This is a genomic window from Streptomyces sp. ICC1 (genome assembly GCF_003287935.1).
GTDB lineage: Bacteria > Actinomycetota > Actinomycetes > Streptomycetales > Streptomycetaceae > Streptomyces > Streptomyces tritrimontium.
In genome coordinates this window covers 2,361,228-2,374,297 of record NZ_CP030287.1, presented here as the reverse complement: position 1 = coordinate 2,374,297, position 13,070 = coordinate 2,361,228, and the positions used below count along the sequence as shown (strand labels likewise).

At 71.7% G+C, this 13,070-nt stretch carries 15 protein-coding genes; 5 read left to right on the top strand and 10 right to left on the bottom strand.

Going from position 1 to position 13,070, the window contains the following annotated elements; all coding sequences use genetic code 11:
- The first annotated feature begins 58 nt into the window (after window positions 1–58).
- Window positions 59–328 (top strand): hypothetical protein, encoded by a 270-nt coding sequence (locus DRB96_RS11270; RefSeq protein WP_112448323.1) that lies wholly within the window; start codon window positions 59–61, stop codon window positions 326–328.
- Between the two features lie 47 nt (window positions 329–375).
- Here the strand turns inward: DRB96_RS11270 and DRB96_RS11265 are convergent, their stop codons facing one another.
- Genes DRB96_RS11265 through DRB96_RS11255 form a run of 3 tightly spaced genes read right to left on the bottom strand, consistent with a single transcriptional unit; the run spans window position 376 to window position 3,015 of the window.
- Complete coding sequence (locus tag DRB96_RS11265) at window positions 376–1,404, bottom strand: NAD(P)/FAD-dependent oxidoreductase (RefSeq protein WP_112448322.1); 1,029 nt, start codon at window positions 1,402–1,404, stop codon at window positions 376–378.
- A complete protein-coding gene (locus DRB96_RS11260) occupies window positions 1,401–1,937 on the bottom strand; it encodes an isoprenylcysteine carboxyl methyltransferase family protein (RefSeq protein ID WP_112448321.1) in 537 nt (178 codons plus the stop codon). The genes DRB96_RS11265 and DRB96_RS11260 overlap by 4 nt, the downstream gene beginning before the upstream one ends.
- Window positions 1,938–1,944: 7 nt before the next feature.
- Window positions 1,945–3,015, bottom strand: coding sequence for a 3-oxoacyl-[acyl-carrier-protein] synthase III C-terminal domain-containing protein (locus tag DRB96_RS11255; RefSeq protein WP_112448320.1), 1,071 nt, complete (start codon window positions 3,013–3,015; stop codon window positions 1,945–1,947).
- Between the two features lie 79 nt (window positions 3,016–3,094).
- Here DRB96_RS11255 and DRB96_RS11250 point away from each other — a divergent pair, with 79 nt between their 5' ends.
- The gene (locus tag DRB96_RS11250; protein WP_239516195.1) at window positions 3,095–4,003 is read left to right on the top strand and encodes a UbiA family prenyltransferase; all 909 of its coding nucleotides are present in this window, start codon (window positions 3,095–3,097) and stop codon (window positions 4,001–4,003) included.
- 90 nt (window positions 4,004–4,093) lie between these two features.
- The gene (locus tag DRB96_RS11245) at window positions 4,094–4,819 is read left to right on the top strand and encodes a hypothetical protein (protein ID WP_112448319.1); all 726 of its coding nucleotides are present in this window, start codon (window positions 4,094–4,096) and stop codon (window positions 4,817–4,819) included.
- 49 nt (window positions 4,820–4,868) lie between these two features.
- Here the strand turns inward: DRB96_RS11245 and DRB96_RS11240 are convergent, their stop codons facing one another.
- From DRB96_RS11240 to DRB96_RS11230, 3 genes are all read right to left on the bottom strand, one after another.
- Entirely contained in the window at window positions 4,869–5,552 is a 684-nt protein-coding gene (locus tag DRB96_RS11240; protein ID WP_162688614.1) for a barstar family protein, read from the bottom strand.
- 203 nt (window positions 5,553–5,755) lie between these two features.
- On the bottom strand, window positions 5,756–6,076 hold the full coding sequence (locus DRB96_RS11235; RefSeq protein WP_112448317.1) for a hypothetical protein: 321 nt from the start codon (window positions 6,074–6,076) through the stop codon (window positions 5,756–5,758).
- 9 nt (window positions 6,077–6,085) lie between these two features.
- Entirely contained in the window at window positions 6,086–6,673 is a 588-nt protein-coding gene (locus DRB96_RS11230) for a hypothetical protein (protein WP_239516196.1), read from the bottom strand.
- A 222-nt stretch (window positions 6,674–6,895) separates the two neighbouring features.
- On the opposite strand from DRB96_RS11230, the gene DRB96_RS11225 reads away from it, so the two are divergent.
- Window positions 6,896–7,327: a VOC family protein gene (locus DRB96_RS11225; RefSeq protein ID WP_112448316.1), complete on the top strand. Its 432-nt coding sequence runs from the start codon at window positions 6,896–6,898 to the stop codon at window positions 7,325–7,327.
- Between the two features lie 212 nt (window positions 7,328–7,539).
- Window positions 7,540–8,145, top strand: a complete 606-nt coding sequence (locus tag DRB96_RS11220) for a hypothetical protein (protein ID WP_112448315.1) — start codon at window positions 7,540–7,542, stop codon at window positions 8,143–8,145.
- A 91-nt stretch (window positions 8,146–8,236) separates the two neighbouring features.
- Here DRB96_RS11220 and ddaH read toward each other — a convergent pair whose 3' ends face one another.
- The 4 genes from ddaH to DRB96_RS11200 all read right to left on the bottom strand — a co-directional run bounded on the left by ddaH (window position 8,237) and on the right by DRB96_RS11200 (window position 13,036).
- Entirely contained in the window at window positions 8,237–9,052 is an 816-nt protein-coding gene (gene ddaH, locus DRB96_RS11215) for a dimethylargininase (protein ID WP_112448314.1), read from the bottom strand.
- Window positions 9,053–9,147: 95 nt separating this feature from the next.
- Complete coding sequence (locus DRB96_RS11210; RefSeq protein WP_112448313.1) at window positions 9,148–10,410, bottom strand: ATP-grasp domain-containing protein; 1,263 nt, start codon at window positions 10,408–10,410, stop codon at window positions 9,148–9,150.
- Window positions 10,407–11,711, bottom strand: a complete 1,305-nt coding sequence (locus tag DRB96_RS11205; RefSeq protein ID WP_162688615.1) for an MFS transporter — start codon at window positions 11,709–11,711, stop codon at window positions 10,407–10,409. The genes DRB96_RS11210 and DRB96_RS11205 overlap by 4 nt, the downstream gene beginning before the upstream one ends.
- Window positions 11,708–13,036, bottom strand: a complete 1,329-nt coding sequence (locus tag DRB96_RS11200; protein ID WP_112448311.1) for an ATP-grasp domain-containing protein — start codon at window positions 13,034–13,036, stop codon at window positions 11,708–11,710. Before DRB96_RS11200 ends, DRB96_RS11205 begins: the two co-directional genes overlap by 4 nt.
- Between the last annotated feature and the right edge of the window lie 34 nt (window positions 13,037–13,070).

Genomic DNA, 13,070 nt, shown 5'->3' with positions numbered 1-13,070 from the left:
CCCACCCCGCTTCCGGCCCCTACCGCATCCCCCTGCGCGGTCTCCACCTCGCTGCACAGTGCGGTGTGCGGCGCCGGTTCGCGCCCGGTTCGAGGGCTGGTTCACCCTTTCGGGCGGCTCGGCCCTCGACTACGGCACCGTCACCGGCCCGCTGCTCGTCCCCTTCCTCACCTCCACGGCCTGGATCGCCGCCTGCGCACGCCGCCACGACGGCGACCCCCCGGAAGCGGACGGCCATCTGTTCGCCGGTCTTGCCGGCCTGCTGCTCGTCATCGTCCTGGGCGTGGTGGTCGGTTTCCTCATCGCGATCGGCCACGCGATCTTCTGAGGACGAGAGGACCGCAACCGGCGCTGTGGGGGACGGACTTCGCGTGGTCACGCCAGCAGGTTCACGGCGTGCTGGAACAGGCCGGGGAAGTGCGCGGCGGCCGGGGTGATCCAGGGCGCCAGCCGGGGCTGGTTCCGGGCCCACAGCAGGGACTTGGTCAGCAGCCGGTAGTTGCGGGAGAGGCGGCTCCACGCACGTTCGTAGGCCTGTGGCCGGCCTTCGCGCAGGCAGCGCACGAGTTCGGCGGCGGCCGTCAGGGCGAGGGCGAGGCCCTCGCCCGTCAGAGCGTCGACGTACCCTGCGGCGTCGCCCACGAACAGGACCCGTCCGGCCACCCGGGAGCGGGCCTGTTGGCGGAGCGGACCCGCGCCGCGGACCGACGTCCGGCCCGCCGCGATGAGCCGGGACTCCAACAGCGGGAATCGGGCCAACTGGGCGTCGTACGGAAGCTGTTCGCACGTCAGGACGGCGATGCCGACCTGGTGCGGGCCCAGCGGAGTGACGTACGCCTCGCAGCCGGCCGACCAGTGCACCTCCACCAGGTCGCTCCACGGCTCGACGCAGTAGTGGCGCCGCAATCCGTAGCGCGGCGGCCGGCGCCCGGCGGTCGGCCGCTCGGACAGGCCGAGCGCGCGCCGGGTCGGCGAGTGCAGTCCGTCCGCTGCCACGAGGTAGCGGGCGGTCATCCCGTCCGCCGTGACGCACTCGCCGTTCTGGCTCACTTGGCGAACGCGGTGGGGGAGGACCGGGATGCCGAGCTGGGCGGCCCGGGCGGCCAGTGCCTCGTGCAGCAGGGTGCGGCGCGCGCCGAGGCCGTGCCCCGCCCGGAACACCGCTTCGGCGCGCCGCTCGCCGGCGGCGTCCACGTAGCGGATGCCCCGCAGGGGCCAGCCCGGCACCTCCACGCCCAGTGCGTCCAAGGCGCGCACCGCGCCCGGCATCAGGCCCTCTCCACAGGCTTTGTCGATGGGCGTGGGACGCGGTTCGGCGACCACGACGTCGAACCCGGCGAGCGCTCCGTGGATCGCGGTGGCCAGGCCCGCCGGGCCGCCGCCCACGACGAGGAGGTCGATCACGTGACCGCGCCGGGGGCGGGGAGGGGGCGCGCGGTCGCCAGCGCGTCGTCCTCGCAGCGGATGCGTACGGCCAGCAGGGCGGCGTTCAGCAGCGAGAAGCCCAGGGCGGTCACCCAGGCGGTGTGCACCAGGGGAAGGGCCATGCCCTCGACGGCGACCGCCAGGTAGTTGGGGTGACGCAGGTACCGGTAGGGGCCGCGGGTGATCAGTGCGAGGCCGGGGACGATCAGCACGCGGGTGTTCCATCGGGGGCCGAGGGCGCTGATGCACCACCACCGCAGGCCCTGGGCGGCCAGCACCAGGACCAGGGCGGGCCAGCCGAGCAGGGGCAGGAAGGGCCGGTCGGCAGCCCAGGGCTCCACGAGGCAGCCGAGCAGCAGGGCCGCGTGCAGGGCAACCATCGCCGGGTAGTGCCCGGCCCCGTGTTCGAGGCCGCCCCGGGCCCGGCTCCAGGCACCGTTGCGGCGCGCCACCAGGAGTTCAGCCAACCGTTCGGCGACGACCAGCAGGATCAGCACGGTGTACGGGGTCATGGCGCGGTCACCAGCCCAGCAGTACGAGTTCGGAGGAGAATCCCGGACCGAAGGCGATCATCAGGCCGGTCGATCCCGGCGGCGGCGCCGCGGCGCCGGTGTCGCGCAGGATCTGCAGCACCGAGGCGGAGGACAGGTTTCCCGTGGCGGCCAGCGCGCGGCGGGAGGGTGCCAGGGCGGAGTCCGGCAAGCCGAGCTCGTCGGCGAGCACGTCCAGGATTTTCGGGCCGCCGGGATGGCAGATCCAGGCGGTGACGTCCCGGGGCTTGAGGTCGTGAGCGGCGAGGAAGGACTCGATCTCCTCCGCCACGTGCAGCCTGACGAGTTCGGGAACCTCCCGGCCGAGCACCATGCGGAAGCCCCAGTCGCCGACGTCCCAGCCCAGCAGGTGTGCGGTCCCCGGGTACAGGCGGCTGCGCGTGGCCGTGACCACCGGCCCGGACGGGCCGGCCCCCCGCGCCGTCGCGGAACTGAGGTCGTCGCCGACCGCCACCAGCGCGGCGGCCCCGTCCCCGAACAGGCTTCCCGCCACCAGATTCGCCATCGAGGTGTCCGCGGGCTGCAAGGTGAGCGAGCACAGTTCGGTCGACAGCAGGAGCGCCGTAGAGCCCGGCCGGCCGGTGAGGAAGTCGTGGACCCGGGCCAGCCCCGCCGCACCGGCGGAGCAGCCGAGCCCGAACATCGGTACCCGCTTGATGTCGGGCCGCAGGCCGACCTGCGCGGCCAGCCGGGCCTCCAGGGAGGGCGCCGCGATGCCCGTCACGGTCGTCGAGACGACCAGGTCGATCTCCTCGGCCCGCACCCCCGCCTCGTCGAGTGCCCGCTCGACCGCTTCGGCACCCAGGGCGACGCCGAGTTCGACGAACAGACGGTTGGTGTCGCCGAAGCCGTTGAGTTCCCGGTACCGGTCCAGAGGGAGGGCGAGGTGACGCGTCTTCACCTGGGCCGCGCCGTGCAGCCGGCGCAGGAGCGCGCCGTCGGCCCCGGCCGGCAGACAAGAAGCGAGGACGTCGGTGATCTCCTGCTGCGTGTAGCGGTGTGGCGGGAACGCCGTGCTCACCGCGAGGACCCGTGTCATTGCTCCAACATAGGGACAGCGGGGCGTCGGCACGCTGAACACGGCCGCCACGGGCGCGCCGGACGCATAGCGTGGTGCGGTGCCCGCCACCACCGACGAAGGAACCGCCGCGCCGACCGCGCACGCAGGCTCGACGACGGCCCGGCGGCTCGCCCCCGCGAGCCTCCTGGGGCTCCTGAAGGCCAGTCACCCTGTGCCTGCCGCCGCCGTCACCCTCCTCACGGCCCTCTTGGCGGCCGCCGTCGGGCTCGGACCCGCCGCCGGGACCACGGCGGCGGCCGCGGTCGCCGCGGGCCAGCTGTCGATCGGCTGGTGCAACGACCGCCTGGACATGCGCCGCGACGCGGCGGCCGGCCGCCGCGACAAGCCGCTCGCCGCGGGGGAGGTACGGCCCGGCGCAGTGGCCGCGGCCTCGTGTACGGCCCTGCTCGCCTGCGTCCCGCTCTCGCTGGCATGCGGCGCACGGGCCGGCTGGGTCCACATCGGCTGTGTCGCCGCGGCCTGGGCCTACAACCTGTGGCTGAAGCACACCCCCGCCTCCTGGCTGCCGTACACCGTCGCCTTCGGACTGCTTCCCGCCTTCCTGACCCTGGCCTCGCCAGCGGCTGACTGGCCGCCGATGTGGCTCACCGCCGCGGCGGCCCTGCTGGGGACCGCCGCCCACTTCGCCAACGCCCTGCCCGACATCGACGAGGACATCGCGGGCGGTGTGCTGGGACTCCCACAGAGACTGGGGCGACGCGCATCCATCGCGCTGGCCGCCTGCCTCGCCTTCGCCTCCTGCGCGGTGGTGACCCTCGGCCCGGCCGGCCCGGTGCCGCTCGCCGGCCGGGTGCTGCTCGGCGTGACACTGGTCCTGTGCCTGGCGGCACTGGCCGCACCGCCCGCCCTCGCACGCGGCCGGATGCCCTTCCTGATCATCCTGGCCCTGGCCGGAGCCGACGCCGCACTCCTGGTCCTGGCCGGCCACGCCCTGCCCACCGGCTGAGCGCGTCCCCTGCACGGCCGTCCGGCGAACCGGCTCGGCACAGCGACCGGGGCGGCCGGGGCCAGGTCGGGCCTGAGGTTCAATGTCTGGGTGGTGAACTGGGCGCAGATGTACGACTGGCACTCTGACGTGGACCGAGTCCCCGAGCTTCTGGATCGTGTGGAGCGTGGGGACGGCGGCGAGGCGTGGACGGAGTTGGGACACCGGCTGATCCTGGAGCGCGACCTGGTGTCGCTCGCCGGCATCGCCGCCCTGCCCCGTCTGGTGCGTCTCGCGGCGAGGAGTACGGAGGCACGGCACCTGGCCGGAGAAATCATGGAGCGCGCGGCAGGACGCCACGGCGGTGACGACCTGCTGGTTGGCAGCGTCGATTCGATCGCCGAGTTCGGCATCCTCCTGGACCGGCACCTGCAGTCCCGTCCGGCCGACTACTTGGTGACATTCCGTGCACTGCTCGCGGTCCGGGAGCAGTACCACTGGGCCAACGTCCTGGGGGACTTCGCGGACGACTTCTACGACCTGCCGTGTCCTCACTGCGCCACGCAGGTGACCGTCGCCATCGGCGACTACGGGCGCTACTCGGCGATCCGCGACTGGAACCGGGGCGACGTGGACCTGCGTGACCTCCGACCGGCATCCATCGAGAAGCTTTCGGGCGTCGGCCGGTGGATGCACGAGATGGCCGTCCGCGATGGGGAAGCTGTCCTCGCGGAGGGAATCTCCCATCTTTTCGGCAGGGCGGAGTGTCCGAGATGCGCCAGCGTCTTCACCATCGCGGATGAGTACGAGGCCGCCAACTGCCCGGTGCTCCGGTAGCTGCTGCGAAGGGGCAGAGGTGGCCGGCGTGGTTGTCTGATCGAGTCATCTACTCAGCGAACCCGGTCGCTTGGCTGGCGCGGCCCATCAGGTAGCCGTCCGAATGGTCGCGGTGCAGGAGCTCAGAGCGGGACTGGAGGATGTCCAGGGCCTCGTGGATCGAGCAGCCGAGGCGGTCTCGGAACAGCTGGATGCCCTTGATGGTCATGCCGCTGAGGATCTCCTCGTCCGCGAAGGAGAGCGGGCCGGCCGTCCAGGGGGCGGACGCGGGATCTCCACCGGGCCAGTCCACGTCGGTCAGGGTGGCGAGCAGGCGGCCATCCGAGAGCGCCACCGCCACGTCCATGCCCCGGGCCGCCTTCTCCGTGAAGGCAGCGGGTGTGGTGTGGTCCAAGAGGAAGACGAAGTGCTGGGCTATACGCTGCCGCCACTCATCGAGCACGCCGTCGCCGTCCAGACGGAGGTTGGAGTTCCAGGCTGCCTGGGCGAGGACCGATACGAACAGCCCGAGGAAGTCCGACTTCAGCAGGTCGTCCGCGTGCTCGATCAGGATCGCGAGGTCCTGGTTGCCGTGTCCGGGGCCGTGCCAGTCGTGGAGGCAGTCCACGAGCGCGTCCCAGTTGTGGCCGAAGTAGCCGAGGAACGACAGCTCCCGGGCGAAGGTGCGGAAGACGGACGCGGGATCCCGCATCTCCCGGCCGTCCAGCCGCAGGACCAGACCGTTTCGGTGCACGAGCGCGGCCGTTTCCGACGCCAACCACGGGTCGGCTGAGGAGGTGAACACGACCCATGGAGAGCGGTGTTCCGTCAGAGTGGGCTTGGCCATCATGGGCGAGATCCTTGCACGGCGCTTGCTCGGAGCCAGAGTGATTTACGGAGGGTAGATCGTGCTCAACGAGCGTCGTCCGCGCAGTTCAGGGGGCTACTGCAGCAGGATCATCTTCCGCAGCAGGTGGAAACCAGCTCGTCCGTAGAGGTCGAGCAGCTCCGCGAGCCCGCGCGGGACGTCGGGTCGCGGCGCCGGACGGGTACGGCCAGCCCGAGCGACACCCTGGTCTCGGCCTCGGCGACGAACCGGTTCAGGAAACCGGAGACCGAAAGCAGCTCGGAGCGCGGTGACTTGACCGCGAGATCGGTACCCCACCGCAGGTGGCGCATCCGGTGGACCAGGCCCATCCCGCCGTGCTCGCACGTCCGCAGCACCTCGTACCGGCCGTCGACGACCTCGCCGACCAGCCGGCGCCGCCCGCTCCCCACACAGCCTGGTCAGGAGTCGTCGTTGGCGGGGCCGTACCGCAGTTCGCCCGCGACCGGGAGGAGGTAACCGATCCCGCGGGATTCCGGGAGTTCGCCTCCCAGCGTCGCGGCATCGCTGCACCCGGACGTCTCGAATCCGATGAACCCCGCGTGGAAGTCGACGGCGCGGAAGACCTCGGCTCCGATGGTGGCGAGCCAGTCGTCCAGGACCGGGGAACGGTAGGACCGCGGACGCTCGATGTCGAGGCCCGCCTCGTCCAGGGCCCCGATGGGGAGGTAGAAGTCCAGCCAGTCGACGGGGTCGTCGCCTTCCTCTCGGATGGTCATGGCGCCGCAGGCCACGGTGTGCCCGGTCGGCAGCCGGACCTGCCCCAGCACGTGCCCGAACTCCGTCAGCGACTCGACCGTGCAGCCCACGGACTCCTGCTCCCCGGGCGCGCGCCGCACATCGCCGAAGCACCCCTCGACGCCCGCCGCGGACCACACCGCCGTCAAGGCCCGCTGAAGCCGCGCGTCGTCACGGGGGCCCACCTCGATCGCCAGCTCGTAGAAGCCGCCGTGCCACGTGGACTCGCTGAAGGTTCCGCAATCACCCATGACACGATCATGAAGGGCCCGGGCCAAGAGCAAGCGACCCGATCGCCTATCCCCCCGACCACCAAACCGGACCCGAAGAAACAGGCCGCGCCTGGTCCGGCCGCTGATGGCCGGTGTGGGGGCCTGTTTCTTTGTCGCATGCCGCGTTTCGGCTGGCATGTGGGCAGCCCGTGGGCGACGGTGGACCTTCCCTACACCGTTCGTGTTCCGAGGAGACCCTTCATGAACTGGACGCTCGAAGTGGTTCCGGTCCCCGTCACCGACATGGACCGGGCGAAGGAGTTCTACGCCGACAAGGTCGGTTTCACGGTCGACCTTGACAGCGAGGTCGCACCCGGCATCCGCATCATCCAACTGACCCCGCCCGGCTCACGCTGTTCGATCGCGCTGGAGCACGGGATGCCCCCGGCGCCCGGTACGCGTCAGATGGCACCGGGCACGCTGCAAGGCCTGCAACTCTGCGTCACCGACATCGAGGCGGCGAGAGAAGAGCTGGTGGTACGCGGGGTGGACGTGTCCCCGGTACGCCACATCGGCGAGAACGGCTGGGCGGACGGCAAGGGTGACACCTGGAACTCCTTCCTGACCTTCACCGACCCGGACGGCAACGGCTGGATGATCCAAGAAGCACCCTCGGAGCTGTCGGAACGCTGACGGCCGCGGAGCCCTCATGCCCCTGGGCGGCAGCCCGTGCTCCGTCCGGTGCGGCCCCATGAGATCCGGGGCGGCGCGGAGCGGAGTGGCTGAAGTCCCCCGCACACTTTCGTGAAAACCGGCTGCCCGGCTGCCCGGCTGCGGCATCGTCTTGTCCCGGGCGGCCCGGACAACCGGCGGCCTGAAAGCGGGCGGCGCGAGGAGGGGGCGTTGTGGCCAGGCGTGAGACGTGGACGACGGAGGAGTTCGGCTCATCCCATGCCGGCGCGGTGGGGGTGCTCCTGGCCGACGGCACGGTCCCGGGCCCCGTGTACTTCGACAGCGCCTCCGGCGGGGGAGGAGAAGCCGTCTCGCAGTGGAACGTCTACGACGGACACAGCGACCGCGTACCGCGCGCGGCGGCCCTGCGCGCCGTCTGCTCGTGCGGTTGGTCCGGTCCCGAGCACCGTCTGGACTGGGAGGCGGTCGCCGGGCAGGACCTGGTGGAGGGCGGGGACGAGCAGGCGGACGCCTGCGAACAGGACTGGGACGGGCACACCGTCCAGGTCGAGGCGACGACCGTCCCCTTGCCCGACACCGTCACCACCCTGCTGGAACAGCTTGAGCAGGAGATCGACAAGCTGACCAGAACCTCCCCGGTCGCGGCCGTACGGGCGGCCCGCCGCCTTGAGGTGACCGCCGAGCGGGTCGGCTACTGGGCCGCCCGCGGCACCGCCGGCGACCTCGACGCCGTACAGGCCGCGACCGCCCTCGGGCTCGATGAGGACGCCGCACGCAAACTGATGGCCCGCCTCGGACGCTGGAACCCCTACCGCTGACCCGATCCGCCGATGACGGTGCGGCCCGCCCGGACCGACGTGCGAAGGAGGACCCGGGCAGGCTCCACCGCCCCCGGCGCATGCGCGGAGGTCAGTCGCGCAGCTCCAGCGTGCAGCACTTCACGCTGCCGCCCGCCTTGAGGAGCTCGGTGAGGTCCACCCCGATCGGGTTGAAGCCGCGGGTGCGCAGTTGCTCCTGCAGGTCCTGTGCGGCCTGGGGGAGCAGGACGTTGAGTCCGTCCGAGAAGGCGTTGAGACCGAAGAGGGCGGCGTCCTCGTCCGAGGCGAGGATCGCGTCGGGGAACATCTCGCGCAGGACCTTCTGACTGCCGGTCGAGAAGGCCGCCGGGTAGTACATGATCTCCGTGTCGGAGAGCACTGCCAGCGCCGTGTCGAGGTGGTAGTGACGGGGGTTCACCAGGGTCAGGCTGGTCACGGGAAGGCCGAAGAACTCCTGGGCCTCGGCGTGGGAACCCGGGTCCGTGCGGAATCCGGTGCCCGCCAGGATGCGCCGGCCCACGGTGAGGTAGTCGCCCTCGCCCTCGTTGATGCGCTCCGGCCACAGCACCTCCCGGTAGCCCTGCCGTACGAACCACTGGAGGTAGGCGGGCCCCTCGGCGGTCCGCTCGGCGTGGCGGAAGCGCGCGCCGAGGACCTTGCCGTCCACCACGGTGGCGCCGTTGGCGGCGAACACCATGTCGGGCAGGCCGGGGAGCGGGTCGATGATCTCCACGGTGTGCCCCAGTTCGCGGAACAGATCACGCAACTGCTCCCACTGCAGGAGGGCGAGGGGACCGTCGGTCGGCTTCTCCGGCACCATCCACGGGTTGATGGAGTACGTCACGTCGAAGTGGCTCGGCGGGCACATCAGCAGCTTGCGGGGAGTGCCGACACGGGAGGCGGGCATGGCTGATTTCCTTTGCTGTGCATGGGTGGATAGGTGGGTGGAGCGGTGGGTGGGGCGGTGGCTGAGCCGGGGAACCAGGGGAAGAGCCGGCTCGGTCAGTGGGCGGTGCGCACGTCTATGCCGATCAGTGCCGCGGCGTCCTGGGCCCGGAGCCGCGCATCGGCCCCGTCGCGGCCGGTGGCGACGAGGGAGCCGATCCGGTCCCGGCCGGAGCGCGGGGACCGGACCCGGGAGCCGACGTCGACCAAGAGCCCGACGGAGACCACCCCCGGCGAGTCAGCGGCTTCCGGCACGCCGTGCACGCGTACGACGTCCCCCGGCTCCGCCGACAGGAACCAGCTCGCCGCGCCGCCTTCCGGGTGTTCCGGCAGGGGCGTGAGGGGCGCGTCACCGCGCATCACCGCGAGGTACTCCCGGGTGAGGTCGATGTTCCAGGCCAGTTCGATCAGGGTGACGATGCTGCCGCCGGGCATCCGGCCGGCGCATTCGACCAGGTGCGGTTCGCCGTCCACGACGATCCACTCGCAGTGCACGAAGCCGGTGTCGAACCCCACCGTCTCCAGGAGCAGTTCGGTGGCCGCACGCAGACGCTTGCGCTCCGCGGCGGTGATGTCCGCGGGCACGGTGTGGCCCTGCTCCACGGGACGATCGCCCGGGAAGAGCGATTTCGCGGTGATGTTGTGGAAGAGGGTACGTCCCTCTCGTACCAGGAGCTCGACACTGAATTCCGGTCCGCGGAGGTAGCTCTCGGCGAGCATGCGCACGGGCACGATGCTCTGCGCGGCCATGGCCGTGTGCTCCAGGACGGCACACTCCGCCCAGGCCTCGTCCACCTCGTCGACGGTTCGGACGATCCTCGTGCCGATGGAACCCTGACGGTTGGCGGGTTTCAGCACGACCGGCCCGTCGACCTCGGCCATCAGGGTGCGTACGTCGCTGGACGCCGACACCGTACGGGAGACGGGATTGCGCACGTCGCTGTCCGCCGTCACCTGCCGCAACAGCCACTTGTCGCGCAGCCGGTCGGCGGCCTGTGCCCCGGCACCGGGCACACCGAAGCGCTCCGCGATCCGGGCGGCGAACGGAACGGCGTACTCGATGCCGGGGACGACGGCGGCCGGGGGCCGGCCCCGGTACTCCCGGTGGAACCGGTCGGGGGCGTCCGTCTCCTCGTACTCCACGACCATCAGCTCGCACGGGGCGTCCGCGTCGGCCAGGACGGCGGCCAGGTCCTTCTCGCGCACGGCGGCGGGCGTATCGACGAAGATCGTCGTACGGTGCCGGTGGTACGTCTCGGCCACGTGCTGCCACCCTGCCGTGTACCCCACGATGATCACGGGACGGTCATCGGCGTTCATTGCGCCTTCTCCTCACGGGTCGTTGACGCGGGCGGGGCGTGTTCCGGCGGTGGCTCGGAGGCCATCGGACCGGATCCGGTTGCGCCGCTGCCCCGCGCGCGCATCGCGATGCCGGCCGCCAGGGTCGCGAGCAGCCCCAGGCCGCCCCACAGCAGCCAGACCCGGTCGCCGAGCGCGTTCCACCCGAAGGCGCCCAGTGCCGGGCCGAGAGCGGTGCCGAGACCGAAGGCGGCCTGGGTGAGGGCGAGGTAGTGGCTCTTGTCGGCAGGTCTCGCCAGCTTGGCGGGATAGCTCCACATGGTCGCGCCGCCCACCATGGAGCCCAGCACCCCCACCAGCGTGGCCGTGACCAGGAGCACCACGGAGTCGGGAACGGCGTACATCGCGCGCCCGGCACCGAGCAGCAGCAGCCCGGTGCACACGGCCACCCATGCGGGCCAGTGCTGGGTGACCCGGGTGACCAGCAGTTCCAGCGCGATGATGGCGCCGGCCGACAGGCTGATCAGCCAGGTGTAGGAGGTGGCGGAGTAACCGGCCTCCCGCATGGACAGCGGCAGTACGACGAAGGACTGGATGAAGACGGCCGCGCTGAGGAACATCGCCAGCAGGAACAGTACGAAGCGGACGTCGCGCACGATGCCCAGATAGCCCACCCGCTGCCCGGCCCGGGTCGTGTCCTTGGCCGCCGGTGCCTGACCGGGAGCGTCCTTCGGTACCGCGACGAGCGCGATCAGCGCGTACACCAGGGACGCCAGCGCGCTCACCCAGAACAGCAGGTTCCAGGAGACCAGCACCAGCCCGGCCGCGCACAGCCGGCCGACGGTCGCCCCCAGGTTGAGCGCGATGCGGTTCATCGAGAAGACCATGACCTGACGCGCCTCGGGGACGAGGTCGGTCAGCAGCGTCATGGATGCCGGCCGGTACGCCTGGACCATCGCCCCCGAGACGGCGATCGTGCCGACGAGCGCGGCGTACGAGCCGATCAGGGGCAGGACGCCGGTGAGCAGGGCCGCACACAGCATGGAGAAGATGATGGTCCTGCGCGGCCCCAGCCGGCGGACGAGCTCGGCGCCGAACACGACACCGGCGATGGTCCCCGCGCCGTAGGCGGTCATCGCCGCTCCGGCCTGTTCCGCGGAGAAGCCGCGCCAGACCAGGTAGAGCACGAGGAACGGCTGGACGAAGCCGCCGACCTGGTTGACGAAGACGCCCAGGAGCAGGAAGCGCACCGTCGGCGGGCTGTGCCGCCACGTTCTGACGGCACCCCACTTCTCCGTGTCCTGCTGCGGGGACGCGGTCATGGGGCCGTCCCGGGGGAAGTCTGCGCCCAGGCCAGCTCGGGTTCCGCGTCGGCGGTGAGGGCTGGCGCCGGACGGTGGTCGAGGCGAAGGGCCGCGCCGGCGACAGCCAGCCTGCTCTCGCACTCCGGCACCGTCTCGGCGGTGCATATCGCGTACGCGTAGCGGGAGATGTAGCCGCGGGGCGGGAGCCGCAGCACGTCACCCGGCTCGACGAGGGCCGCCGCCTGGTGCAGGCCGGGCAGCGCGTCCGGTGCCGGCATGCGCACCGCTTCCACCGTGCAGTCGTCCGGGGGGTAGGCGAAGTGGATGCCCGCGACCGCTCCGTCCGCGGCGACCGCTCCGTCCGCGGCGGCCGGTTCGACCGGGCGGCCGAGTGCGGCACGGGCGCCGCACCGCCCGGGGTCGATTCCGGTCGCCAGGCTGCCGAGAAGGGGGATGAGGCCGCCGCCCAGCCGGGCGTTGACTTCGATCAGTCGAGGACCGGAGGAGGTCAGCCGCACTTCGGTGTGCGTGATGGTGCCCGTGGCGCCGAGCGCGCGGTGGGCGTCGGCGAGCAGCGTGAGCAGCTCATCGTCGGACAGGAGCGGGTCCTGGGAGTCGACCACATGGCCCGTCTCCTCGAAGTAGGGCGCCATCGCCACTTGCTTGCGGGCGAGGACCAAAGGGCGGTAGACGTCGTCGACCAGCAGCCCGTCCACGCTGATCTCGGGGCCATCGGCGTACTCCTCGACCAGTACGGACGCCTCGAAGACCGGGACGCCGGGGTAGCTGGGGGCCGAGGACTCCCGGTAGGCGTCGGCCAGCTCGGCCCGTCCGGGCACGAAGACGACGCCGAGGCTGCCGGCCAGGCCCCGGGGCTTGAGAACCACCGGGTAGCCGATCTCGTCCGCCACCCGCGTGGCCTCCTCGAGGGAGGCCACCGCCATCGACCGGGGCTGTCCGACGCCGGCGGCGTCCAGCAGCGCCCGGGTGCGGCTCTTGTCCCGGCAGTTGCGGACCGCCTCGGGCCCCATGCCGGGCAGACCGAGCGCCTCGACCACGGCTGCCGCGGGTTCGACGAGCGCCTCGGAGAAACAGAAGACGCCGTCGACGCGGCGGACCGCGTGCAGCCGTCGGGCCGCCTCGACCAGGGCGCGTGGATCGGAGGTGTCGACGAGGGTGAAGCCCGTCAGATACGGCGTCTGCCAGGTCGGATCGGCCGTGTCGAACAGCCAGAGCGCATGTTCCCTTGCGGCGCCGGCGAGCAGGTACTCGCGGTACAGGCGCAGGCCGCTGCCGACGACGACGAGCACACCGTCGTCGGCCCGCTCGGAGAGTGAATCCATCGTCCTTGTTCCGTCTTTCGTGGTCGTTGCGCGA